Raw genomic sequence first — 25,607 nt, 5'->3', positions numbered from 1 at the left:
GGCTAAACACACAGTATTTAGCCTTTTTTATATCTCGTTTATCTCAATTTTACGCAATACCCACGTTTACTTATCCGCGTTATTTATCCCCGTTATTTGAAACCTTACTTTCTAATTCCGCCTGAAATTCTTCCATTACAGGTCTTACGGTACTCTCCGGTAAATCGGCAATTTTAATATACATTAATCCGTCTACCGCATTATTAAATAAAGGGTCAACATTAAAAGCGACCAATCGTGCGTTTTGTTTAATGTATTTTTTAAGTAATACCGGTAATCGTAATGCACCCGGCTCAATTTCATCGATAATCTTATCAAACTTATTCAAATCGGCTTCGGTGGCATCAAAAACAAAATCTTTATCAGCGTCTTTAAGCTTCACTTTAAATTCTTTTTTCGGGTGCACGTATTGCGCCACATAAGGATCGTAATAGTGCGATTTCATAAACTCGATCATTAACGATTTCGAGAAATTAGAAAACTGATTACTAATACTAACCCCTCCAATTAAATATTTATGCTCCGGGAAACGCAATGTGGTATGCACAATTCCTTTCCATAATAAAAATAAAGGCATTGGTTTTTGCTGATAGCTTTTAATAATAAATGCACGGCCCAGCTCTATGGATTCGCCCATCATTTTATATAATTCGGGCTCAAAACGAAACAAATCTTGTAAATAGAAGCCATCGATTCCGTGTTTGGCAAATATCTTAGAACCCAAGCCCATTCGGTAGGCGCCAACAATTATTTTGGAATCACTATCCCATAAAAACATATGGTGATAATAGGTGTCAAAACTGTCTAAATCTATGGCTTCATTGGTACCTTCTCCTACTTCTCTAAAAGTAATCTCACGCAAACGCCCAATTTCTCTAATAATATTAGGAATGTCCTTAGCAGGTGCCAAATACACTTCGTAATTTTTACTCACTAATAGACGCTTATCGTTTTCTAAAAGCGCTTCAACTTCTTTAATCATAATATCTGCCGCCACAGGTGTTACAATTTTTTTAGGAATTTTAAACCCTTTTAAAGAAGAAGAAATAGTATTTATAATTTTCTCTTTCGGTTCGAAAGTGTTCGATAACATATATGTTTTACGGCGAATAAAATCGGTAAAACTTTGTAGATCTTTATGTTCGTTTTGGTCGTTTACAGAAATCGGTTTTCCCACGCGCACTTTAATAGTTCGGCGTTTCTGGGTTAACACTTCCGATGGTAATTTTGCTGTTCTAAACGTATCGCTAATTTTAGACAATTTATAAAACAACTTGCTGTTTTTAGCGTGAAAGTAAATAGGCACAATAGGTACATTTGCTTTTTGCGCTAATTTCATCGCTGCTTCTTCCCAAGGTTTGTCGACCACCAATTTACCATCTCTATAAGTAGAGACTTCGCCTGCAGGAAAGATCCCAAGAGGATGTCCGTCGCGTAAATGCGCAATAGCACTTTTAAAACCGGCAATGCTGGACTTAGCATCCTTCCTATCTTCAAAAGGATTAACTGGCATTATGTATGGCGCCATTGGCGTGATACGATGGAGTAAAAAATTACCTATTATTTTAAAATCCGAACGCTCTTCTAGCATTAATTTTAATAATAAAATACCATCAATCCCCCCTAATGGATGATTAGAAACAGTGATATAAGCCCCTTCCTTTGGGAGTCGTTTTAAATCTTCTTCAGGAATTTCAAATTTAATTTTAAATTCATTTAAAATAGCATCCAAAAACTCGATTTCGGATAAATGTTTATTACGATCGTAGACTTTATTAAGCGTAGAGATTTTAAGAACTTTCATTAGCACCCAGCCACTAAAAGTACCAAAAACCCCGTATTTATCAAGGTGTATCGCTTTTGATACCTCCTTTGCTGTTACTAATCCCATTGTATATTTTAGAAGTTAACACTTACAAATGTAAGCAATACTTTATTTAGTTACTATTTGTACGGTTTGCTGAAACATCTGTTTTAACAAAACGTCTTTACCGTTTTCTAAGGCTTTTATAGCACCGTCGTCATAATGCCGAATAGTATATAATGACACGTTTTCCTTACACGTTACTTTAAACTTAGCTTTTAAATGTAATAATAACTTTTCTAAGTTATTGTATGCGTCGTCAAAACAAACCGAAAAACTTATGGCCGAATTTTGAATAACATCAACCTTCATTTTATGCAACGCTAGTAAATTAAAGATGTCGCTTATATTTTCTTCAACAACATACGAAAAGTCTAACGTTGAAAGCGACAGTAATATTTGATTCTGTTTTAATATAAAACACGGTGTATTTGGTTGAATTCCATCGGACTTTCTGACTATTGTACCTGGATTTTCAGGATTAATAAACGATTTTACATGCAAAGGTATTTCTTTTCTTTGTAATGGCTGCAGTGTTTTTGGATGTATTACCGAGGCGCCATAAAAAGCCAACTCAATAGCTTCTGTATAAGAAATAGTATTTAGTAAAACCGTGTTTTTAAAGTGCCTAGGATCTGCATTGAGCACTCCGGGCACGTCTTTCCAGATCGTAACATCGGTGGCATTTAAACAATACCCAAAAATTGCAGCCGAATAATCACTTCCTTCGCGACCTAAAGTGGTTGTAAAGTTGTTAGGATTGCTAGCTATAAATCCTTGTGTGATATATAAAGTTGAAGCCTCTACGACTTCTGAAATGTTTTTTTGAGTTTGCTCCCAATTCACATTAGCGCGTCTGTAAAAACTATCGGTTTTTATGCACGTTCTTACATCGAGCCACGTATTTTTAATGGATTGCTCATTTAAATACGCGCTTACAATAGTTGTAGAAAGTAACTCGCCATAGCCTATAACTTGATCGTAAACAAAATTATAATCGGGTGATTTATTGGTTTTAAAGAACAGTGTTAATTCTTCAAAAAGCAGTAATACTGATGTGTATACAGAGTGATTTTTATTCTCAAAAAGGGCTTCAACAATAGTTAAATGATATATTTTTACAGTATCAATTTCATTTATCAATCCCTTAGGATTATTAAAATATTGATGAATTACGCGTTCAATAGCATTGGTCATCTTTCCCATTGCAGACACCACCAATAGCGTGCGCGAATACCCAACTGTATTGAGAACATGCACGACATTTTTTACGCCGTTGGCATCTTGAATTGAAGCGCCTCCAAATTTAAAAACTCTCATTAAATAGTCTTAAGATATCCTTTTATGGCTTTTTCGTTAAGGTGAACGACATCCCAATCGCGCATAACATTAGCGCCTTTTTTTTCGTAAAAATTAATGGCAGGTGCGTTCCAGTCTAACACTTCCCAGCTAATACGCTTAACGCCCAATTGGTCGCCATATTTTACAACCGTATTAAGTAATGCGGTTCCTAAACCTGTACCGCGCATTTTCTCACTAACAATTAAATCTTCTAAATGTAAAACAGCGCCTTTCCAAGTCGAAAATCGCATATACACCAATGCAATTCCCACGACATTAGCTTCAGTTTCGGCAACGAAACAGGTGAATTTTGGATGCGCTCCAAACCCATCAATTTCTAAATCTTTAACCGTAACTTCTACTGCATCAGGCTCTTTTTCATAAACGGCCAACTCATTGATTAAGTTTAAAACGGCGGTCATATCCTTTTTTTCAGCTAAACGAATGTTGTAACTCATACTCTCTAATTTAGTGGGCAAATATAGTTTAAAGTTAATAGGTCTAAAAGATTTATCTGTATTGAAACCTATCTAATGTGTTAAAAAATACGATATTTGCAAAAACAACACTACACAATACTTATGTCTCGAAAAAATCAAACCTTAGGCGAATTCATTATTGAAAACCAGTCGTCTTTTAAATACACATCTGGAGAATTATCCCGATTAATTAACTCAATTAGACTCGCTGCGAAGGTGGTAAGTCACGAAGTAAACAAAGCTGGGTTAGTTGATATTATTGGTGCCGCTGGAGATGTAAACATTCAAGGTGAAGACCAACAAAAATTGGATGTGTATGCCAACGATAAATTTATACAAACGCTTAAAAATAGAAATATCGTCTGTGGTATTGCAAGTGAAGAAGAGGACGATTTTATTACAATAAACAGTCAGGATGAAAACAACCAGAATAAATATGTGGTTTTAATAGATCCTTTAGATGGTTCTTCAAACATCGATGTTAATGTATCGGTAGGTACTATTTTTTCTATTTACAGACGTGTTACACCTATTGGAACCCCTGTTACTATAGACGACTTTTTACAGGAAGGAAACCAACAAGTCGCTGCCGGTTATGTGGTTTACGGCACTTCTACAATGTTAGTTTACACTACGGGAGCAGGTGTCAATGGTTTTACGTTAAACCCAGCAATTGGTACGTTTTATTTATCGCACCCAACTATGGAATTCCCAGAAAATGGAAACATATACTCGGTTAACGAAGGAAATTACATTCATTTTCCACAAGGTGTAAAAGACTATATTAAATATTGCCAAATGGAAGAAGATAACAGACCATACACGGCGCGTTATATAGGATCGTTAGTCTCCGATTTCCATAGAAATATGATAAAAGGAGGTATCTATATGTACCCTAAAAGCTCTAAAGCGACGAACGGAAAGTTGCGTTTATTATACGAATGTAATCCTATGGCTTTTATTGCTGAACAAGCTAATGGTAAAGCTAGCGACGGTGTTACAAGAATATTAGATATTAAACCAACCGAGCTTCATGAGCGTGTTCCGTTTTTCTGCGGAAGCAAAACAATGGTGAATACTCTAGAAGACTTTATTCAAAAAGGGAAATAGATAAAACTAATACAAAAGGTAACGTAATTAACAAAGCAAAAAAAGCGAGCTCATAAAATTATGAGCTCGCTTTTTATTATACTAATTTTTAAATAGCGTATTATCTATTCATTTGCTTAATTTCATCCATAAAGGTATCGACATCCACACCATCACTGACTAAGGTTAATGCTTTATCTACAACATAAGCCACATTTTCGTGAGAAAACCCTAAACCTACCGCGATTTTTCGAAGTAAGATTTCTTCAGTATCCCCTTTAATATGATCTACATAAACCATACGAGATAAATCGTACAACCGCTCTAAACGTCTATCGTAAGTTGTTGGTGGATTAATGGGATGCGATTGGTAATCTTTCAAGATTATTTCATAATCGCCTTCACTAATATCTAAATTACGAGCCAATCGGTCTAAAAAGGCTTTCTCTTCAGCACTAATAATTCCATCATCCATAGCAACTCTTACAATCGAAGCAAAATGATCTTCATTACGCTTTTTAAATCCACTATCGAATAAATCTGAAAATGACATATATGTATTGTTTTATATGCTGCAAATATAACTAAAGTTAAATCCTTTTAAAATTAAAACTTTCTTTTTTTAACAGAGTCATTTTTGAACTAAAAACAGATTAAAAAACTAATTTATAACTTCTAGCAGGTCTGTTTAATAAAAATATAGACCCTTTTTTTTAGAGGTAATTATCACTGTGTAACCTTCAATACTCAGATAGCACGACCCATAATACACTATTAAAAATTCGGTATTTAAAATTAGACAAGTAAAACCTATCTTTGTACAAAATTAAAATTCGTGAGCAAATCTATAATCTCGCAAGTCTATTCAAAGTCTTTGCAACTGCAAAAACTGCAAACTGCTATTGCCCAACCTGAAAGTAAGACCCATTTAAAAGGACTTGTGGGCTCCTCATTATCCTTCGTTTTAAGCGAAACTTTTAAAACTGCAGATAAACCTTTTCTTATTATTTTAAACGATAAAGAAGAAGCTGCTTTTTACTTAAACGATTTAGAACAACTTCTTAACCCTAAAGATGTTTTGTTTTACCCCGGCAGCTACCGTAGGCCGTACCAAATTGAAGGCACCGACAATGCTAATGTTTTACTGCGATCGGAAGTTTTAAACCGGATTAATTCGCAAAAAAAACCCGCCGTAATTGTCACGTATCCCGATGCGCTTTTCGAAAAAGTAGTGACTAGAAAAGAACTAGAACGCAACACCCTAAAAATTAACGTTGGCGATAATTTATCCATAGATTTTGTCAACGAAATCTTATTTGAATACAAATTTAAACGCGTTGATTTTGTTACCGAACCTGGCGAGTTTTCTGTTCGTGGCGGTATTGTAGATGTCTTTTCCTTTTCGCACGATGAGCCGTTTAGAATTGAATTTTTCGGTGACGATGTGGATAGCATTAGAACCTTCGATGTAGAAACCCAATTGTCTAACGAGCAGATAAAAAAAATTGGCATTATTCCAAATGTCGAAAACAAACTTTTAGAGGAAACAAGAGCTAGTTTTTTAAAATATATTGCTCAAAAAACAATTATTTATACTAAAAATCTTGATCTACTATTTTCAAGAATCGACGATTTCTTTGGCAAAGCGGAAGCTGCATTTCAAAGCTTATCGTCTGAGATTAAACACGCAGAGCCTACCGCTTTGTTTTGTAATTCTACGGTGTTAAAAAAACAGCTATTAGAGTTTACCTTAGTAGAGTTTGGCAGCCACTCTTGGTTAAACAGCTCGACGGTAATAACATATAACACGACACCTCAACCCGCTTTTAATAAGCAATTTAATTTATTAATAGATAATTTAAATAGCAACCATAACAAAGGGTTTACTAATTATATCGCTTGCATTAGCGAGCAACAAGCTAAGCGTTTTCACGATATATTTAACGATGTAGAGCAAGAGGTAAGTTATACAACCCTCACGTTATCGTTATTTCAAGGTTTTGTAGATCACGATAACAAAATTGTGTGCTACACCGATCATCAAATTTTTGAACGCTACCATAAGTTTCATCTTAAAAATGGGTATGCAAAAAAGCAAGCCATCACTTTAAAAGAATTAACCAATTTAGATATTGGTGATTATGTAACTCATATCGATCACGGTATTGGACGTTTTGGCGGACTTAAAAAAATTGATGTTGAAGGCAATAAACAAGAAGCAATTAAATTGGTGTACGGCGAGCGCGATATTTTATATTTAAGTATCCATTCGTTACATAAAATAACCAAGTTTAACGGTAAAGATGGCAAGCCTCCAAAAGTTTATAAATTAGGTAGTAAAGCTTGGAAAACACTTAAAGAGAAAACAAAAGCCCGTGTAAAACACGTTGCTTTCAATTTAATAAAACTATACGCCAAACGGAAATTAGAAAAAGGATACCAGTATAGCCCAGATACTTATTTACAGCACGAATTAGAAGCGTCGTTTATATACGAAGATACGCCAGACCAAAGCACAGCCACTGGAGATATTAAAGCAGATATGGAAAGTGAGCGCCCAATGGATCGTCTAATTTGTGGAGATGTTGGTTTCGGTAAAACCGAAGTGGCCATTCGTGCGGCTTTTAAAGCGGTAGATAATGGAAAACAAGTTGCCGTTTTAGTACCGACTACCATTTTAGCATTTCAACACCATAAAACGTTTTCAGAACGACTTAAGGAATTTCCTGTAACCGTAGATTATTTAAACCGTTTTAGAACACCTAAGCAAAAAAAAGAAACCTTAGAAAAATTAGAAAAAGGACACGTCGATATTATTATAGGCACCCACACGCTCGTCAATAAAAACATAAAATTTAAAAACTTAGGCTTACTAATCGTCGATGAAGAGCAGAAATTTGGTGTTGCCGTAAAAGAAAAGCTTAAAACACTAAAAGAAAATGTCGACGTATTAACGCTAACGGCGACACCAATACCTAGAACGCTTCAGTTTAGTTTAATGGCAGCTCGCGATTTATCGGTAATTACAACTGCCCCGCCAAATAGACATCCTATAGAAAGTAATGTAACGCGTTTTAACGAAGAAACTATTCGCGATGCGGTGAGTTATGAAATTCAACGTGGCGGGCAAATTTTCTTTATCCATAATAGAATTGAAAACATAAAAGAAGTCGCGGGAATGATTCAGCGGTTGGTTCCCGATGCTAAAATTGGGATTGGTCACGGCCAAATGGAAGGTAAAAAACTGGAATCTTTAATGCTATCGTTTATAAACGGTGAATTTGATGTTTTAGTAAGTACTACCATTATTGAAAGCGGTCTAGATGTACCCAATGCGAACACTATTTTTATAAATAATGCGAATAATTTTGGCTTGAGTGATTTACACCAAATGCGTGGTCGTGTAGGACGAAGCAATAAAAAAGCCTTTTGTTATTTTATTACACCAGAATATTCTGCAATGACCGATGACGCGCGTAAACGTATTCAGGCATTAGAGCAATTTACGGCTTTAGGTAGTGGTTTTAATATCGCAATGAAGGATTTAGAGATTCGTGGTGCCGGTGATTTATTAGGTGGTGAACAAAGTGGATTTATTAATGAAATAGGATTCGATACCTATCAGAAAATATTAAATGAAGCGATTGAAGAATTAAAGCAAAACGAGTTTGCCGATTTATATCCCGATGAGATTCAAGATAAAGAATATGTGAAGGATATGACCATCGATACCGATTTCGAATTACTATTTCCTGATGATTATGTGAATAATATTGCAGAACGCTTAAATTTTTACACGCAATTAAATACGTTTAAAACAGAAGAGGAACTTCAAAAATTTGAATTGGATGTTGTAGACCGCTTCGGGGAATTACCTGTGCAAGTGGTAGATTTATTTAATAGCGTGCGCTTAAAATGGATAGCTACTAAATTAGGCATTGAAAAAGCTATAATGAAAAAAGGTAAATTAATTTGCTATTTTGTTAACGACCAACAGAGCAAATTTTATCAAAGTCAGAATTTTAATTTAGTAATTCAATACGTTCAAAAGCACCCACAATCGTGTAAGATGAAAGAAAAAGAAACGCGAAATGGCTTACGACTCATTATTACTTTCGATAAAATTAAATCGGTAAATCAGGCACTTTCTGCTTTAAAACCGATTTTAAATTAATACTTTTAAGACGACGTTAATCTTTTTTAATGCTTTAATGCTTTTGAGACACGAACTGGCTTAACTTTTGTTTTAACTGAATAAAACCTAATACAATGAAAAAAAACTTTCTATTTATACTCACTTTTCTACCTACTCTTTTGCTAGCTCAGCACACTATATCGGGCTCATTTTCGCCTGCAAAAGAGTATAAATTTGCTTTTTTATACCGCGTAACACCAAATGCCGCAACGTTTATAACCAATGCCGATGTTAGTAGCGATGGCACTTTTAAAATGGCTTTAGATAAAAGCATAGTGTCTGGAACATTTAGATTGGTGTACGCACAACCACAAGAGGATAATTATTTCGACTTTATTTATAACGGAAAAGAAGACATTGCTTTCGATTTTAATAAAAACGACGGTGTGAAGTTCACCACTTCTTCAGAGAATAAAATGTACGCCTCTTACAATAAAAGTATTGCTTTAATCAACCAAAGTATTCGCAACTATTATGGTTCTCAGAAAGTAGATAAAGACGGCTATAAAAGTATTTTCGCCATTTTAAGTAAAACACAGAATGAGTTTGAAAAGGCTTCAAAAGGAATGCTTGTTAATCATTTTATAAAAGCGTGTAGACCTTATATTCCTTCAGTACACGAAGATGTAACGACATTTTCGAACAACATAAAAAACTATTATTTTACAAATATCGATTTTAGCGATGACGCACTCCAAAACTCTAATTTTTTAATTAAAAATGCAACTAGCTATGTATACGGTTTTGTAGATCGCAATGTCCTTAATGCATCTTACAAAGAAAATATAGATGTAGCGGTGAAAGCGATAGGAAACAATCCTAAAGTTAAGAAAACGATTTTGGATATTATGTGGCGCAAGTTTGCGGAAACAGGCAATGAATCTATAGCAAATTATATCACAGATAACTATTTATTAGACCTTGCAAAAGCAGACCAAGACAGAAAAATAATGGATGCGATTGTGCCGTTTAAAAATATTTCTTTAGGTAAAGTCGCTCCAGACTTCGATATCACATTAAACATTAATGAAAGTACCAAATTGAGCGCCTTAGATAGCTCTGAGAACTATATTTTAGTATTTTGGAGTACAAATTGCTCACATTGTTTAGAGGAGGTACCGCAATTAGAAGATTACATAAAACCGATAGCTAAAGAAAAAATCCTGGTGATTGCCATAGCTTTAGAAAATGATAAAGCACGCTGGGACGAAATGATTACTGATTTCCCTGAATTTATACACGTATTTGGCGAGGGTAAATGGAATAACGAAATAGGCGACAATTATAATATTAGCGGCACGCCTTCTTATTTTATACTGAATAGCAACAAGGAAATTGTGGCTAAACCTTATGATATCACTTCGGTAAAGAATTATTTCGATTCGCGACAGGTTAAAACTTCTAAAGAATAGTAACGCTCTTTAAGAAATGCCATTAGAAATGATAAAACGCATTTTCTAAATGTTCTAGTTTTACCGTTTTATTTTCTTTTATAATGGCTATAATATCAAAACGCACCTCAACGTCTAATTTATTATCGGTCACATATTCGTGTACCGCGCTCACTAAGCGTTGAATTTGCTTTGGTTTCACAAAGTCCTGTGGGTTTCCAAAATCGGCTGTAGATCGCGTTTTTACCTCCACAATAGCCAATATATCTTTTAATTGGGCGATAATATCGACTTCCGCTTTTTGAAAACGGTAATTACGTTCTAGAATAGCATATCCTTTTTTTTGAAGATACGCTACTGCCATTTTCTCACCTTCTTTTCCGAGTTCGTTGTGCTGAGCCATAAATTGTAATGTTAGCGATATACACTCTATAAGATAATTAAACTTAAGCCTATAGTATTTAATTCTATATCAATACTATCACACTAAAGACATAGACATAGACATAGACATAGAAAATAGTGCTTTCCATTGTCACCCTATAAATGTATTCCTTTTAAATATAATACAATTTACACTAAACTAGAGTTAAGGAAAGTTCTATAAATAGTAATACCTTTACAGTTAACGTTAAAGAGTTGCTATGGTGAGTCGAAATATTAAGTGCCCTAATTGTGGTGTCTATAATACGAATAGGGATTATTGCTCGGAGTGTAACACTTTATTATCGTATAAAAAACGACGTGAACTGGCCCACAAAAAAGAACAAGAAGCACGATTAGATCTTCGACGTCTTGAGAAAAAAAACAATCCTTCGTTTTTTGAAAAATATGAAGCACATCGTTTTTGGATGGTACGCGCTTTTGTAAAAGTGATTAAATCGATTTGGATGGCTGTAATGGCCGTTGGTATATTTATCGCTTGGCTAATTGCGGCTATTGCAGCATGAGTATTTTAAAACACCCTTTGTTTTTAGTTGTTTCCGCGCTTACTTTAGCTATTTATTTTGCTAAAATGGCCGCCGTACCATTACCTAATTGGGTGGCTTTCTATCTCAGTGATGTATTGTGTATGCCTATTGTATTGAGCGCCTGTTTGGCTACCGTTCGCATCGCGAAGCAAAACAACTTAATCTCTATTCCGTTGGGAGCAATTATGGCACTAACAATTTATTATGCTCTGTATTTTGAATGGCTTTTACCACACTACAATAGCCGTTATACCGCAGATATTATAGATGTTGGCTTGTATGTTATAGGATCTGGTCTGTTTTATACCTTTCAGAAACGCTTGTATTAAAATGGTAGATTATTCATCAAAACGGATTGTAGTTGCGTCTTTTGCCACCTTTAATTGAATTGTTCGCCCTAAAATTAAAGCGCGGTTATCGTTTTCGTGACCTGCCGGCATATTAAAAGCAACCGGAAAATTATAATCGGCTACCACGTCCAAAATAAGTTGCTGAATAGGTTTTCCCCACGGCGTAGTGTTTTTTCTCACTTTGCTCATATCACCCACTATAATACCTTTACAATTTTCAAAATATCCCGCACGTTTTAAGCTTTGCAGCATACGATCGATATGATACGCATACTCTCCAATCTCTTCAATAAAAAGTATTTTACCAGTCATATCTAAACTTGTATTTGAGCCTAGCATAGTATGTAAAATAGTTAAATTCCCTCCCACAAGTTGCCCCGAAGTCTCACCTATTTTATTATACTTTGAGCCTGTTAAATCATATTGTAACGATTTACCAAAAAGTGTGGATTTAAAGGTGGAGATAGATGCTTTAATGGCACTGGATGCGTCACCCAAACTCACTGCCATTAACGCGTGTAAACTCTCTACTCCTATCGTATTAATTTGGTTGTGTAAGGCGGTAATATCACTGTAACCAATCACCCATTTTGGGTGTTTTAAAAATGTAGAATAATCCAATTTATCTAAAATACGCACGGTACCATATCCTCCGCGAGCAGCCCAAATGGCCTTAATATTAGAATTATCTAATGCCTTTTGGAAATCTTCACAACGCTCGTTGTCTGTACCAGCAAAATGATGGGCTTGACTAAATACGTGTTTCCCAATCATGACTTTTAATCCCCAACTTTCTAAAAGCTCTTTTGCGGTAGCAACCTCTTGTTTTCTATTTTGTAAAATTCCTGAAGGGGCCACAATAGCCACAGAGTCTCCAACTTTTAAATAGGGTGGTTGTATCAATTTTTGAGTGGTTTTAGGGGTTGTAAAATCTTGAGCTGAAACGGTCGTTTTTCCGATGAAGAAAAAGAGACAGCAGAGACTAAAAATGAATGTAAATTTTGACATACCGTAAATGTACATTTTTTTTCCAAATCCCTATCAAAATGCGTACTTTTACACCTTTAAAATAAAGATTTCAAAATGTCAAAAAGATATACTATTACTGCAGCTTTACCTTATACCAATGGCCCTATTCATATAGGACATCTTGCCGGTGTTTATGTGCCTGCAGATATTTATGCACGTTTTAAACGGTTAACGGGTAACGACGTCGCTTTTATTTGTGGAAGCGATGAGCACGGTGTACCCATAACTATAAAAGCTAAAAAAGAAGGGGTTTCACCACAAGATATTGTAGATAAATACCACGTAAATATTAAAAAATCTTTTGAAGAGTTTGGTATTTCTTTTGATAATTATTCGCGTACCTCGGCCAAAATACACCACGATACAGCCTCCGAATTTTTTACCACATTATATAATAAAAATGAATTTGTTGAAGAAACGACAGCGCAATTATACGATGCAGACGCCAATCAGTTTTTGGCAGACCGTTTTGTAACAGGAACGTGTCCTAAATGTGGCAACGAAGAAGCTTACGGCGATCAATGTGAAAGTTGTGGAACCAGCTTAAACGCTACCGATCTTATTAACCCGAAATCGGCTATAACAGGAAATGTTCCTTCATTAAAAGAAACGAAACACTGGTTTTTACCATTAAATAAACACGAAGCCTTTTTAAAAGAGTGGATTATTGAAGGCCATAAAAAAGACTGGAAACCTAATGTTTACGGACAAGTAAAATCATGGATCGACGACGGTTTACGTCCGCGTGCCGTAACCAGGGATTTAGATTGGGGAATCCCTGTACCGTTAAAAGGCGCAGAAGGCAAAGTGCTTTATGTTTGGTTTGATGCTCCTATAGGCTACATCTCTGCAACCAAAGAATGGGCAGAGCGTGTAGGAAAAGATTGGACACCGTACTGGAAAGACGAGAACACGAAATTAGTACACTTTATAGGTAAAGATAATATAGTGTTTCACTGTATTATTTTCCCGGCCATGCTTAAAGCGGAAGGCAGTTATATTTTACCAGACAACGTACCAGCAAACGAGTTTTTAAATTTAGAAGGCAAAAAATTATCGACCTCAAAAAATTGGGCGGTTTGGTTACCAGAGTATTTAAAAGATTTCCCTAATAAGCAAGATGTATTGCGTTATGCATTAACAGCCAATGCTCCGGAAACTAAGGATAATGACTTTACTTGGAAAGATTTCCAAGCGAGAAATAATAACGAGCTTGTCGCTATTTTTGGTAACTTTATAAACCGAGTGGTGGTATTAACGAACAAATATTATGACGGAATAATTCCTGCTCCAAATGATTTTACTACAATAGACGAGGAAACATTAGCTGCTATAAAAGCCTATCCGTCGGTTATTTCTAGCTCTATCGAGCGTTATCGTTTTAGAGAAGCGAGTCAAGAATTAATGAATTTAGCACGATTAGGTAATAAATATCTAGCCGATGAAGAGCCTTGGAAACTGATTAAAACAGAGGAAGAGCGCGTAAAAACAATAATGTTTGTAGCCTTGCAAATTGCTTCTGCTCTAGCAACTTTAAGCGAGCCTTTTTTACCATTTACATCTACAAAACTTAAAACGATATTGAATATTGGTTCTAGCGATTCTGTCATTAATAATTCTTGGGACGATATTTCGGTTAAAAACGACTTAATTGCTGCTGGACATCACATTGGTAAAGCTGAATTGCTATTCAGTAAAGTTGAAGACAGCGAAATAGAAGTACAATTAGAAAAATTAGAAGCCAGTAAAAGAGCAAATAAAGCAGCCAATAAAGTTATCGAGCCACAAAAAGAGACTGCTTCTTTTGACGATTTTACAAAATTAGACCTTAGAGTCGGCACCATTGTAGAGGCTAAAAAAATGCCAAAAGCTAAAAAACTTTTAGTTTTAAAAGTAGACACAGGAATAGATATAAGAACAATTGTTTCTGGTATTGCAGAAAGTTTTAAACCGGAAGAAATTATTGGTAAACAAGTAACCGTTTTAGTCAACTTAGAACCACGAGCACTTCGCGGCGTTAACAGTGAAGGAATGATTTTAATGACGGAAACAGCTGAAGGTAAATTGGTGTTTGTAAACCCCGATGATGCAAAAGCAACAAACGGGTTGCAGATTAGTTAAGGTTTGTAACGTGTTTAATGCGTCATTTAGAAACTAATACAGGAATTATGCTACGTAAGAAAAAAACAGCTTTATTAATTTTAACTTCCATACTACTTTTAAGTTGTGGGACCCAAAAGAAGTCTTATCCTGATTATGTGCATGGTTTGAGTCTAAATAAAAATAAAAAAAAGGTTTCAAAAGACAGTTTATTTATTGTCACACCTAGTGTAGAAATATACCATTATGTGAACCGTAAAAGTTCCGCCAAATACGATAAAAGAGAAATAATTAAAAAATTTATATTAGAAACTTTAAAATCTGAACTAAATAAAACTGATTACTACGATTTGTCTCTTATGTCCAAGGATTATCGCTCTGTTAATAATGTTCTCGAGGGAATAATTTCTGAAAAATACAAAAATCCAGATTGGATTGTTAGCGCTCCAAATGATATTCTTATTGATGAAAAAAAGTATACAGTTTTAATTAGAACGATTGGAGTCTATGGGGATTCAAATAAAGTTATTATGTATTTCTCCATCATTAATAACGAAAGTAAAACCATAGAATCAGTAGATAGATACGAGTATGATGAAAGCCCCTTAGAGACGCAAAAAACTAAAAATAGAATCAAGAAGGCGTTTTCAAAAATAACAAATACGTAGAATAATTTCTAAAACTGTACCACAACTCCCTGCTTAAATGGCTATTCTATAAGACACCCTAAAGACTTCATAATCACTATGAAGTCTTTTTTTATCTACTTTAAATTTTAGTTTTTTATAATACATTTATGACGTTATTAACTTTTATTTATGAAGTAAAAAACATCCACGTTATGTTAATTTTCGTACATTTAGATAAACCATTACATCTTATGAAAAAACTATCATTTTTATTATTAGCCGTCTTTTTGGTGGGCTGTGGCTCCTCAAAAGTGGTGCGTGAATCCAAGAAAGAAATTAAAGGAAACTGGGTTTTAAACTCAGTAAATTATGACAACGCAGGAACTTACGAAGTCACGTTATTAAACGATGCTTCAAAAGAATGTTTCGAGCAAAGTACGTGGTCTTTTGTACCAAATAACAATACCGGTATTTATAGTATAGCCAATACCAATTGTGCCACCGGAGACCGATATTTCAATTTTACGATTCAAGAGGTCGATGCCAATTCTGGCCTATATCACTTCCTATTAAAACCAACCGATGCTAAAGGTAAAAGCGCAAACAATGCAGGTTTTAGATTCCGATTGTCTCAACTATCAGAAAGCGTAATGCAATGGCAACAAACAGTCTCTGTAGATGGCAGTCCTTTTATAATTAATATGAACTTTACAAAACTTTAAAAAACATTATGAAATCTATACTTAATAAATCAATTGTAGCCGTATTCGCTTTGTCACTTCTATTTAGCGTTTCAAGTTGTACGGCTGTCAAAAACGCAAATAACAAACAAAAAGGTGGTGCTATTGGCGCTGCTGGTGGTGCTGTTTTAGGTGCTATTTTAGGAAATAACATTGGAAAAGGCGGTAATGGCGAATTAGGCGCTGTTATTGGTGGTGTTGTTGGTGGTGGTGCCGGTGTCCTTATTGGTAGCAAAATGGACAAGCAAGCGCAGCAAATTGAAAACGAAATTCCTGGGGCCCAAGTAGAACGTGTAGACGATGGTATCGTAGTTACCTTCGATGAAAACAGTGGTGTGTATTTTTCTACTGAAAAATACAATATTAACGCAGCCTCTCAAAACTCTTTAGACAAGTTATCTGGTGTATTTAAGGAATATCCAGACACCAATATTTTAGTTGTTGGGCATACAGATAGTGCGGGTGCAGAGGCGTATAATATGACGTTGTCTAAAAATAGAGCGTATGCGGTAACCAACTATTTAACTGGAAAAGGCTTAAGCAGCAGCCGTTTTACAACCAATTGGTTTGGAGAAAACAAGCCAACCAACGACAACGCTACGGCAGAAGGAAGAGCTAAGAACCGCCGTGTAAACGTTGCTATTTTACCCAACGAAAAAATGATTCAAGATGCGAAGAATGAATCTGGTCAAAACTAGAATTCCTTCAACTTTTCCTCGGATAATAACGCCGAGATAGATATATTACAAGCCTTATACAACTAAAACGTATAAGGCTTTTTTTATGCTTATTAAATACATCATTTCACAAACACAACTGCCAGAAAGCAGTATTAAAAACACAATACAATTACTCAACGATGCGTGTACTATTCCGTTTATTTCAAGATACAGAAAGGAGCGTACAGGTAATTTAGATGAAGTACAAATTGGTGATATTGTACATTATAAGGAACAATTTGAAGCTTTAGAAAAACGTAAAGCAACCATTCTAAAAACTCTTGACACCCAAAACGATTTAACACAAGCTTTAAAAGACCAAATTGAAACCGCCGATAATTTAGTCCTCCTTGAAGATTTATACTTACCATTTAAAAAGAAAAGAAAAACAAAAGCCGATACGGCACGTAACAACGGCTTAGAACCTTTAGCAAAAATTATAATGAGCCAAAATGCTCCTAATCTGGAGGACATCGCCCACAACTACGTAAAAGGCCCCGTTAATTCCACAGAAGCCGCTTTTGAAGGTGCGCGCCATATTATTGCAGAGTGGATAAATGAACGCACAGATATCAGAAACACTATTCGTAAACAATTGGAGCGTTTCGCAATGCTTGCAACAGCCGTAATCAAAACGAAAAAGGACGACGAGAAAGCGCAAAAATTTAGAGATTATTTCCATTGGGAAGAAGCGCTAAGCCGAATTCCTTCGCATCGTTTATTAGCTATTTTAAGAGCTGAAAAAGAAGGTTTTATCCGAGTTAAAATTGAAATAGACAATATACGTGCTTTAGAAAAAATAGAATCGCGAATAATTCGTTCGCAAAAGGAATGTGCCCAACAGCTTGAAATAGCAATTAAAGACGCCTATAAACGTTTATTATTTCCATCGCTTTCTAACGAAGCCTTGCAAGTAGCAAAAGATAATGCAGATACCTCAGCAATTGCTGTATTTGCAAAAAACTTAAAACAATTATTATTAGGTTCACCTTTAGGAGAAAAGCGTGTTTTGGCAATAGACCCAGGCTTTAGATCGGGCTGCAAAGTGGTTTGCATAAGTGCACAAGGACAGTTAGAACACAACGAAAACATCTACCCCCACGCTCCGCAAAATGATAGCACTGGTGCGATGAAGAAGATAAAATCATTAGCCGATGTTTATAAAATTGAAGCTATAGCTATTGGAAATGGAACTGCTTCGCGCGAAACCGAGACATTAATTAGAAATATTCAATTTAAAAACAATCTTAAAGTTTTTGTGGTTAGCGAAGCTGGTGCGAGTATTTACTCGGCTTCTAAAATAGCACGAGAAGAATTTCCTGACTATGATGTTACGGTTCGGGGTTCGGTATCTATTGGTCGCCGATTGCAAGATCCTTTGGCCGAATTGGTTAAAATTGATGCGCAATCTATTGGAGTGGGACAATATCAGCATGATGTAGACCAAACAAAGCTTCAGAAATCGTTGGATATAGTGGTGGAAAATTGTGTGAATTCTGTCGGCGTAAACATTAATACGGCCAGTAAAAGCTTACTAAGCTATGTGTCTGGTATCGGCCCCAAATTAGCCGAAAATATTGTTAGTTATCGTCACGAAATCGGAGCTTTCTCATCGCGAAAAGACATTAAAAAAGTAGCACGATTAGGAAATAAAGCCTTCGAGCAAGGCGCCCCTTTTTTAAGGATTAAAGATGCTAAAAACCCTTTAGACGATTCTGCTGTACATCCAGAAAGTTACGCCATCGTTAAAGAAATGGCTAAGGATTTAAAAGTGACTATAAAAGAGCTTATTGGCAATTCGGCAGTCTTAAAGCAACTCAACTTAAAAAAGTACCAGACCGCGACTGTAGGACTTTTAACTTTGGAAGACATCGTAAAGGAATTAGAGAAACCCGGTTTAGATATTAGAGCACAAGCCAAGGTTTTTACATTCAATCAAGATATAAAAACGATTACCGATTTGCACGTAGGCCAATTACTTCCGGGCATCGTTAATAATATTACCAATTTTGGGTGTTTTGTAGATGTCGGTATTAAAGAAAGTGGCTTAATTCACGTTTCAAATTTAAGCCAAAGTTTTGTAAAAGATGTCAATGCACACGTAAGTTTACACCAACAAATAATAGTTAAAGTACTAGAAATTGATATTCCGCGAAAGCGTATTCAACTTAAACTACAGACAACGTAAATCGTTGAATTATACCGCTTGGAGTAGCAATAAACCAAATCCTAAACAAATAAAAGGAAGCAGCAATAACAAAACAATATTATGTTCTGCTGTTTTCTTTCTGTTGAATTTAGCATTCATTACTTTTCTTTTCTTACCGCCATATTTTATCCAGTTTTTAAAATGAATTCCAATCGCGATTAAAACAAAAAGTGTCCATCCCTTATCGCTCGACATTACGTCTGAATTCAATTGACTTAAGAATGCGGCGAAAAAGCAGCCTAAAACAAACATTATCGCTATTTCTAATACAGAAATATAGACTAGCGCTATAGTATTTGCTTTTTGTTTAAACTGGCCTTTAAAATGGCTAAATACGGAAAAGAAAAACTGTTCGAGAACTGTCATATATATATATCAAAAATAAAAAAGCACTAGAATGTACTAGCAGGTTTTAAAAGTATATAAATTATTTTATAAAATGTTAGTTTGCGAACACTTTAAAATCATCTATTTGATAAGAGCCGTCTAAATCTAGTTCTGTTCCAGAACCCGTAACTTTAAAAGCAATAAAAAAACCGCCACTATAATTAGAAATATCTATTAAACCAGAATCTACAAACTCATACCAATTATTTGCAGTGGTAGGAACAGTAACGTTTAGCGGATTCCAAGTGGCTCCTAAAACATCTATCCCATCGAAATCTGTAGACAAATAGACCTCTAAAGTATTATCGTTAGACTCCAAATGGTGGTGTGCTGATCTGAATTTAAAAAACATATTATTTTGAGAGCCTGTAGTAATATTGGGCGCTATTAACCACGCAATGTTTTCAACATCCTGAGAGTTAAAACTTCCAAATTCCGCTAATCCATTACCTTCAAAAAACACTTCTTTCCAGACACGAGAACCGACTTCCGAGAAGTTAGTCCAACCCGGTAAATCTAAATCTGTTCCATCTACAGACGCTTCAAAATCCTCGTAAAACACAATATTGGAGTCTGTTAAGTCTGGTGGTGAACAGCGTGCATTTGTAAAGTTAACATCGTCTGTGGAATTTAAAGCCAAAACTAACTGGCTCCCATTATACGTTTTTACAACAACGGCTGTAATTGTACCATTCCCTACTGGAAGTGGTTCTTGTTTAAAAGACGCAAAAGAGCTCGTTTCTAATTGAAAGCTACCATATCCATCTGCTTCACAAGATATCATTTCCCTTTGGGTGTCATAAGTTTCATTGGTCTCAAGATAAGACTCCCCTGCTAGATCGTTAACAAACTCTACATTGTCCACGCTTACCAACATTCCGATATTCGAAGATCCTATTGTTGAAAATGTTTTGGGCAACGGAATTATATCTTTCGTTATCGTCGATCTTAAAATATTTGATTTTATTTGATTGTCTATTAATTGCGCCACGGTCGTCCCGAATGCACCATATTCAATATCTCCACCAATAGTGTATACGCCATTTCCTACTCTTTCTTCGCCAACATATAAACCTTTAAGCTTTATGTAAACCGCTCTTCCCTTATTAAATTGGTTGTAACTATCTGTTTGGTTTAAAACAACTTTTAACGTTTTGGTTGGGGCTGAAGGGGCGTCCTGCATATAAAATTCTTTGTAAAAATTCCCTGTTACGTCCGATGATGAAACATATCCTTTCACGTAAATGTTAGAGGTTATCAATTGAGCGGTCCCAGACGTGTATAATCCTTGTACAAAAGCCATATCTACTTCTGTACCTGTTTCTAACAACGCAACTAACGCCGCGTTCTCTTCATCGGCTAAGCTAGAGGGTATTGTAAAATCGTCGTCTTCAACACATGACGACAAAGCTAAAAACGCTACTAAACTCATTATTAAATTTAACAATTTATTTGTTTTCATAATATACTATTTAATATTTCTTGTTTTTTCTAGAACCTGATGGACACATTTACAAAATAATTTGTACCACGCCCATACCAGTATTTAGATCCGAAAATTCTTTTAGGGTTATTAACATCGTCTCTTAAAGCTCTGTAATCTGCTGTTCTTCCTTGCTCGAAACCGCCCGTTTTATATTTCTTATCTAATAGGTTTCCTACACTTGCAAAGAAGCCAATGTATTTATCTCCTATTTTCCAAGATTTACCCCCAACTAAGTTTACAACCATATAGTCGTCAAACTTTTCTTGTTTTAATAAGTCTTTAGCGCTGTTTTCGTTGTAATCGTTATACGGTATACCATCGGTATCTAGAAAAAATGCTTCAGACCTAGCTAAGGGACTCACATCTACGTAGGTATTTGTAAAAAAGTTTGTTGTTGCACCAAACCACCAATACTCTGGATCCCTGTATTCAAAACCTATTGAATAAGCACGTTGTGGCCCCCCTGCTACTTTGTAATCTTTCATCTTGGAAGTTCTTAAGGTTGTTCCAGATAAATTGGTTTGATTTCCAGCAGCGTCATTGACCATAAAATCATCTGAAGTAGACGTAATATACAACGATGGGTTATTGGCGTAAGTATATTGCCCTACCGAAGCGGCTCCTTTTAACTTAATAGTAGGAGTTACTTGTGCTTCAATACCTAATTCGAAACCCAAATGTAATTTATTGGCACCGACTAATACTTCTTGTATAAATCCTGTTGAACTGCCTTGTGTAAAGAAGAAAGACACCTCGTTGGCCGCTTCAATTTTTGTATAAAACCCGGTTAATTTAGCTTTTAAGATTGAGGAACGGAAAATATAACTAACATCTAAAGTGCTAATTTTCTCCTCTGTAATACTTACATCCTTACTTTTCTTACCATTTATAACACCCACGTAATCGTGACTCTCTCTAGAGTTGGTATACGTGTTTCTGAGATTTGGTGCTTGTGTTATGTATCCCGCATTTACATCGAACAAATGCTTTCCAGATAATTTATAAGTAAAACCGGCTTTACCACCAAAACCTATAAATTCAATCTGGTCTCCTTTCCCAAAAGAGTTATTTATTTTAACACCATTCTCATCGGATGTTTGGTTTCCGTTTCTATATAAGCCCTCCCTTTGATAATCGGTTTTAGTAATACTACCTGCTACATAAAAATCAATTGTATTGTATTTAAATTGTGCTTGAGCATATCCTGCTAATTCTTTGACATACAAATTATAATTATATCTAAATTTATCACCTTCAAACGCAACGGCATTTGGATTATTTTCATCAAAAGGGTTATTGCTAAAGGCATCTACATTAAGCACTCCATTAGCACTTCCTAATAAATCAATAACTTCCGCAAAATTTTCAGAATTCAGTTTTTTATAGTTAACCGCTGCATTAAAAATAATATTCTCATTGATTTGGGAGGTTAAAATAGAGTTGAATGTCCACTGCTTGTCGTCTGTTCTATCTTCGTATAAAGAATACGCCGCATAATTACCGCTAATATTATTAGTTATGTTGGCATCGAAAATACGGTTCCAGTCAATTTGACCATTATTCAAAAAATTCTGTTCAGCAATATAAGCACCAGCATAATCGGCCCCATCGGTGTCGCCTAAAGCGTAACTTGGTAAATCCTGGTAGTATGCTGGGCTTGGATTAGCACCTCCTGGATAGTCTAAACGACTGTTCCCTATTCTACCAAATTGATAACCTATGTTGGTATTTAATTTTGTTTTGCTAGTTAGATCCCAAAAATGATTTAGCATTACAATAGGCTCTTTAACTTCCTTAACCCGAGAGTTTTTCTTGCTTCCATTTAAATCACCCCAATATTCATTGTATTTAATATCTTTTAAATCGTAAACTTCTTGAGTATTCGCAGAAGATTTACCCCGTCTATTGGGCGTGTAAATGGAGGTGAAATTAATACTGTGTTTCTCATTAATTTTCTTTTCTACGGCGCCAAAAAACGAATTAGAATCGTAAAGAGTTGCCTCTTGATACCCTTCGTCTCCCCAACGCCTGCCTGCCATGAGTGTATAAGCCCAACCATTCTCAAGTAAACCAGAAGCGTAACTCGCCAATAAACGATTTGTATAACTACGATTAGAAGAGGAATACGTAATACGCCCACCTGCTCTATATGAAGACGCTCTCGTAATAATATTGGTAACCCCTAAAACGCCACCAAAATTATAGGTCGATGGCTTTAAGCCAGAAGTAAATTCTTGATTTCTAACGACGTCATTTAATCCGCCCCAGTTACTCCATTGCGGGCGACCAGTATCGAATTTATTCATTTCAATTCCGTTTATTAAAACAGTACCATTATCTGAATCTAAACCTCTTACTCTAAAAAACGAGGGGCTGAACTCGAATGCTGCACTACGCTGGAAAACATCTTTTGAAGAAGACAATAATCCTGAAATATTAACAGAACCTCCTGTGTCGTCATTTAATTCATCATCAGATAAAGTAATAGTGAATAAATCATTTTGGTTTCCTCTGTCCACCTCAAGCGACATATCTTGAATGTTTAGCGTCCTGCCTTCATTTATAACAATAGGGTATCTTTTTGGAAGAAATCCAGTTTTCGAAATTTTAAGGATTTGTTCGCCCAACGGAACACCTGCCTTAAAAATGAACTCACCAAAACCATTCGTTTGTTCTTTTAGCAACGTTCCTTCCATTGTAATTATTACTTCTGGAATAGGCTGGCCTGTTACCGCATCCTTAACACTCCCTTTAACATTTGTCTCTTGTGCTAGCACTGAAACACATGAAATTAATCCATATAAAAAGATAAATATACTTTTACTCATACTAAAAATAATAGGTAATATTAGCCTTAACCTTCAAAATCAGATATTTAAGGTAATTAAATTTACATTATTTATAATAAATATCTACCTTTAATAATGTTTTTATCACATACAACAACTTTAACATACTATTAAATTCATGAACACTATTAAATTGCTGTTTACCGCGTTTTTAATCATAGCCTTTGTAGGTGTTAACGCCCAGGAGGAAAAGAAGTATAAAATTCACACTGTGGCCTTTTATAATCTTGAAAATCTATTCGACGCGGTAGATGACACGTCAAAAAATGATGAAGCGAGTCCCATAATGGAAATTAAATCAGATCGAGAAGGCGTTTACAAAAAGAAAGTGCGCAATATGGCGAAAGTGATTTCTGATATCGGATTAAGTGATACCGGTAATTCACCGGCCGTAATAGGCATTTGTGAAGTGGAAAACAGAACCGTTATAGAGGACCTGGCAAATGCCCCTGAATTACTTAATAAAGATTATGGTATTGTACATTTCGATTCTCCAGATAGGCGTGGAATTGATGTCGCTTTAATGTATCAGAAAGACTTATTTCAACTAATATCTAAAAGTGCGCACACCTTAAAAATTTTCGATAACGCTTCTAGAAAACGTATTTATACTAGAGATCAACTTCTTGTTACTGGTAAGCTGGACGGAGAAACAATGCACTTTATTGTTAACCACTGGCCATCGCGTCGTGGTGGAGAAGAGCGCAGTAGAGCGAAACGTGTAGCTGCAGCAAAACTAAGCAAGCATATTATAGATTCTTTACAAGTTATAGACCCGTACGCAAAAATTATTATAATGGGAGATTTAAACGACAACCCTAACAATGCCAGTATAAAAGATGTTTTAAAAGCCGAAAGAAAAAAGAAACAGGTCGCACTTAAAGGCATTTACAACCCTATGATAACGCTTTTTAAAAAAGGCCAAGGCTCTAATGCTTATAGAGATAGCTGGAGTTTATTTGACCAAATGATGTTAACAAAACCCTTTATTGAAGAGGGTTACCAATCGTTTAAGTTTTATAAAGCAGGTATTTTTAATAAAAATTACTTGATAAACACGACTGGGCGCTATAAAGGATACCCTTTTAGAAGTTTTGGAAATGGTAGTTTTACAGAAGGCTATAGTGATCACTTTCCAGTGTATGTTTATTTAATAAAGGAAGTGGAATAAACCCACTTATTAAACATAAAAAAAAGGAGCTTAAGTATTTAATCAAGCTCCTTTTTGTTGTAATATAATTAACTGTTATATCCAGTTACTCCAAGGAATTCTAGATAGAATTAGAAGCATACCAATAGTGTAAAATATAGCTAATGGTTTAAACTTCCCTGTAGAGCTTAGTTTCTTTTTATGTTTAGAGTATCCAATAGTAATAAAGGCAACTGCTAGAATAGCAACGAACGGGTGCTCTACTGCTAATAAACGCGTGTAAGATGTTAAGCCTCCCATTCCATTAGTTGTTATACTATTTAAGCCTAAAGGCGAGGTGAAATATAACACTAAGCCAATTAAAAGCTGAATGTGTGTAACAATTAAAGTAAACAAAGCGATTCTAAAATCATTGTTTCCATATTCTTTCTTTCCAAAAAACTTAACAAGCGCATTGAAGGCTCCTATAACCACCATAAATACTACTAAATAGGCCCAATACGAATGAAGATCTTTTACTACTGTATACATATTCTTATATATTTTTTAATTAAAACAAATGTAATAATTATAAAGCATAAAAAAACCGCTTCAATACGATGAAGCGGTTTAAATTGCATATAATTTTA

At 35.3% G+C, this 25,607-nt stretch carries 21 protein-coding genes; 11 read left to right on the top strand and 10 right to left on the bottom strand.

The window, feature by feature from the left end; genetic code table 11:
- Positions 1-79: 79 nt before the first annotated feature.
- Genes ES677_RS07345 through ES677_RS07335 form a run of 3 tightly spaced genes read right to left on the bottom strand, consistent with a single transcriptional unit; the run spans position 80 to position 3,663 of the window.
- A complete protein-coding gene (locus ES677_RS07345) occupies positions 80-1,891 on the bottom strand; it encodes a GNAT family N-acyltransferase (protein WP_148380903.1) in 1,812 nt (603 codons plus the stop codon).
- Between the two features lie 42 nt (positions 1,892-1,933).
- Positions 1,934-3,184 carry an aspartate kinase gene (locus ES677_RS07340; protein ID WP_148380902.1) on the bottom strand — a complete coding sequence of 417 codons (1,251 nt, stop codon included), beginning with the start codon at positions 3,182-3,184 and terminating at the stop codon, positions 1,934-1,936.
- Complete coding sequence (locus ES677_RS07335) at positions 3,184-3,663, bottom strand: GNAT family N-acetyltransferase (RefSeq protein ID WP_148369418.1); 480 nt, start codon at positions 3,661-3,663, stop codon at positions 3,184-3,186. The genes ES677_RS07340 and ES677_RS07335 overlap by 1 nt, the downstream gene beginning before the upstream one ends.
- A 123-nt stretch (positions 3,664-3,786) precedes the next feature.
- Between ES677_RS07335 and fbp the strand changes: the two genes are divergently transcribed.
- On the top strand, positions 3,787-4,794 hold the full coding sequence (fbp, locus tag ES677_RS07330) for a class 1 fructose-bisphosphatase (RefSeq protein ID WP_148380901.1): 1,008 nt from the start codon (positions 3,787-3,789) through the stop codon (positions 4,792-4,794).
- A gap of 100 nt (positions 4,795-4,894) precedes the next feature.
- Here fbp and ES677_RS07325 read toward each other — a convergent pair whose 3' ends face one another.
- On the bottom strand, positions 4,895-5,326 hold the full coding sequence (locus ES677_RS07325; protein WP_148380900.1) for a tellurite resistance TerB family protein: 432 nt from the start codon (positions 5,324-5,326) through the stop codon (positions 4,895-4,897).
- A gap of 282 nt (positions 5,327-5,608) precedes the next feature.
- Between ES677_RS07325 and mfd the strand changes: the two genes are divergently transcribed.
- Together mfd and ES677_RS07315 are read left to right on the top strand one after the other, a co-directional pair.
- Positions 5,609-8,947, top strand: a complete 3,339-nt coding sequence (gene mfd / locus ES677_RS07320) for a transcription-repair coupling factor (protein WP_148369412.1) — start codon at positions 5,609-5,611, stop codon at positions 8,945-8,947.
- A gap of 95 nt (positions 8,948-9,042) precedes the next feature.
- The gene (locus ES677_RS07315; RefSeq protein WP_148369410.1) at positions 9,043-10,380 is read left to right on the top strand and encodes a TlpA family protein disulfide reductase; all 1,338 of its coding nucleotides are present in this window, start codon (positions 9,043-9,045) and stop codon (positions 10,378-10,380) included.
- Positions 10,381-10,402: 22 nt separating this feature from the next.
- Here ES677_RS07315 and ES677_RS07310 read toward each other — a convergent pair whose 3' ends face one another.
- Complete coding sequence (locus ES677_RS07310) at positions 10,403-10,762, bottom strand: YraN family protein (protein WP_148369408.1); 360 nt, start codon at positions 10,760-10,762, stop codon at positions 10,403-10,405.
- A 241-nt stretch (positions 10,763-11,003) separates the two neighbouring features.
- On the opposite strand from ES677_RS07310, the gene ES677_RS07305 reads away from it, so the two are divergent.
- Positions 11,004-11,309 (top strand): hypothetical protein, encoded by a 306-nt coding sequence (locus tag ES677_RS07305; protein WP_148380899.1) that lies wholly within the window; start codon positions 11,004-11,006, stop codon positions 11,307-11,309.
- Positions 11,306-11,659, top strand: a complete 354-nt coding sequence (locus tag ES677_RS07300) for a hypothetical protein (RefSeq protein WP_148369404.1) — start codon at positions 11,306-11,308, stop codon at positions 11,657-11,659. The genes ES677_RS07305 and ES677_RS07300 overlap by 4 nt, the downstream gene beginning before the upstream one ends.
- A gap of 9 nt (positions 11,660-11,668) precedes the next feature.
- Here ES677_RS07300 and ES677_RS07295 read toward each other — a convergent pair whose 3' ends face one another.
- The gene (locus ES677_RS07295) at positions 11,669-12,688 is read right to left on the bottom strand and encodes a S66 peptidase family protein (protein WP_148380898.1); all 1,020 of its coding nucleotides are present in this window, start codon (positions 12,686-12,688) and stop codon (positions 11,669-11,671) included.
- Positions 12,689-12,763: 75 nt separating this feature from the next.
- Between ES677_RS07295 and metG the strand changes: the two genes are divergently transcribed.
- The 5 genes from metG to ES677_RS07270 all read left to right on the top strand — a co-directional run bounded on the left by metG (position 12,764) and on the right by ES677_RS07270 (position 19,085).
- The gene (gene metG, locus ES677_RS07290; RefSeq protein WP_148380897.1) at positions 12,764-14,830 is read left to right on the top strand and encodes a methionine--tRNA ligase; all 2,067 of its coding nucleotides are present in this window, start codon (positions 12,764-12,766) and stop codon (positions 14,828-14,830) included.
- A 17-nt stretch (positions 14,831-14,847) separates the two neighbouring features.
- Positions 14,848-15,477: a hypothetical protein gene (locus ES677_RS07285; protein WP_148380896.1), complete on the top strand. Its 630-nt coding sequence runs from the start codon at positions 14,848-14,850 to the stop codon at positions 15,475-15,477.
- Positions 15,478-15,689: 212 nt separating this feature from the next.
- Positions 15,690-16,160, top strand: coding sequence for a lipocalin family protein (locus ES677_RS07280; protein WP_148369396.1), 471 nt, complete (start codon positions 15,690-15,692; stop codon positions 16,158-16,160).
- Between the two features lie 8 nt (positions 16,161-16,168).
- Positions 16,169-16,876: an OmpA family protein gene (locus tag ES677_RS07275; RefSeq protein ID WP_148380895.1), complete on the top strand. Its 708-nt coding sequence runs from the start codon at positions 16,169-16,171 to the stop codon at positions 16,874-16,876.
- A gap of 85 nt (positions 16,877-16,961) precedes the next feature.
- Entirely contained in the window at positions 16,962-19,085 is a 2,124-nt protein-coding gene (locus tag ES677_RS07270) for a Tex family protein (protein WP_148380894.1), read from the top strand.
- Between the two features lie 9 nt (positions 19,086-19,094).
- On the opposite strand, the gene ES677_RS07265 is transcribed toward ES677_RS07270, so the two are convergent.
- The 3 genes from ES677_RS07265 to ES677_RS07255 form a co-directional block, all read right to left on the bottom strand.
- Complete coding sequence (locus ES677_RS07265) at positions 19,095-19,472, bottom strand: hypothetical protein (RefSeq protein ID WP_148380893.1); 378 nt, start codon at positions 19,470-19,472, stop codon at positions 19,095-19,097.
- Between the two features lie 76 nt (positions 19,473-19,548).
- Entirely contained in the window at positions 19,549-20,955 is a 1,407-nt protein-coding gene (locus ES677_RS07260) for a DUF5689 domain-containing protein (RefSeq protein ID WP_148380892.1), read from the bottom strand.
- Positions 20,956-20,984: 29 nt separating this feature from the next.
- Positions 20,985-23,807 carry a TonB-dependent receptor gene (locus ES677_RS07255; RefSeq protein WP_148380891.1) on the bottom strand — a complete coding sequence of 941 codons (2,823 nt, stop codon included), beginning with the start codon at positions 23,805-23,807 and terminating at the stop codon, positions 20,985-20,987.
- Positions 23,808-23,946: 139 nt separating this feature from the next.
- On the opposite strand from ES677_RS07255, the gene ES677_RS07250 reads away from it, so the two are divergent.
- A complete protein-coding gene (locus ES677_RS07250) occupies positions 23,947-24,999 on the top strand; it encodes an endonuclease/exonuclease/phosphatase family protein (protein WP_148380890.1) in 1,053 nt (350 codons plus the stop codon).
- Between the two features lie 75 nt (positions 25,000-25,074).
- Here ES677_RS07250 and ES677_RS07245 read toward each other — a convergent pair whose 3' ends face one another.
- Positions 25,075-25,509 carry a hypothetical protein gene (locus ES677_RS07245; protein ID WP_148380889.1) on the bottom strand — a complete coding sequence of 145 codons (435 nt, stop codon included), beginning with the start codon at positions 25,507-25,509 and terminating at the stop codon, positions 25,075-25,077.
- Between the last annotated feature and the right edge of the window lie 98 nt (positions 25,510-25,607).

It is taken from the genome of Bizionia gelidisalsuginis (assembly GCF_008086185.1).
In the GTDB taxonomy this organism is placed as follows: Bacteria; Bacteroidota; Bacteroidia; order Flavobacteriales; family Flavobacteriaceae; genus Bizionia; species Bizionia saleffrena.
The sequence above is the reverse complement of the archived record's forward strand: the minus strand, read 5'-3'. Positions and strand labels throughout refer to the sequence as shown.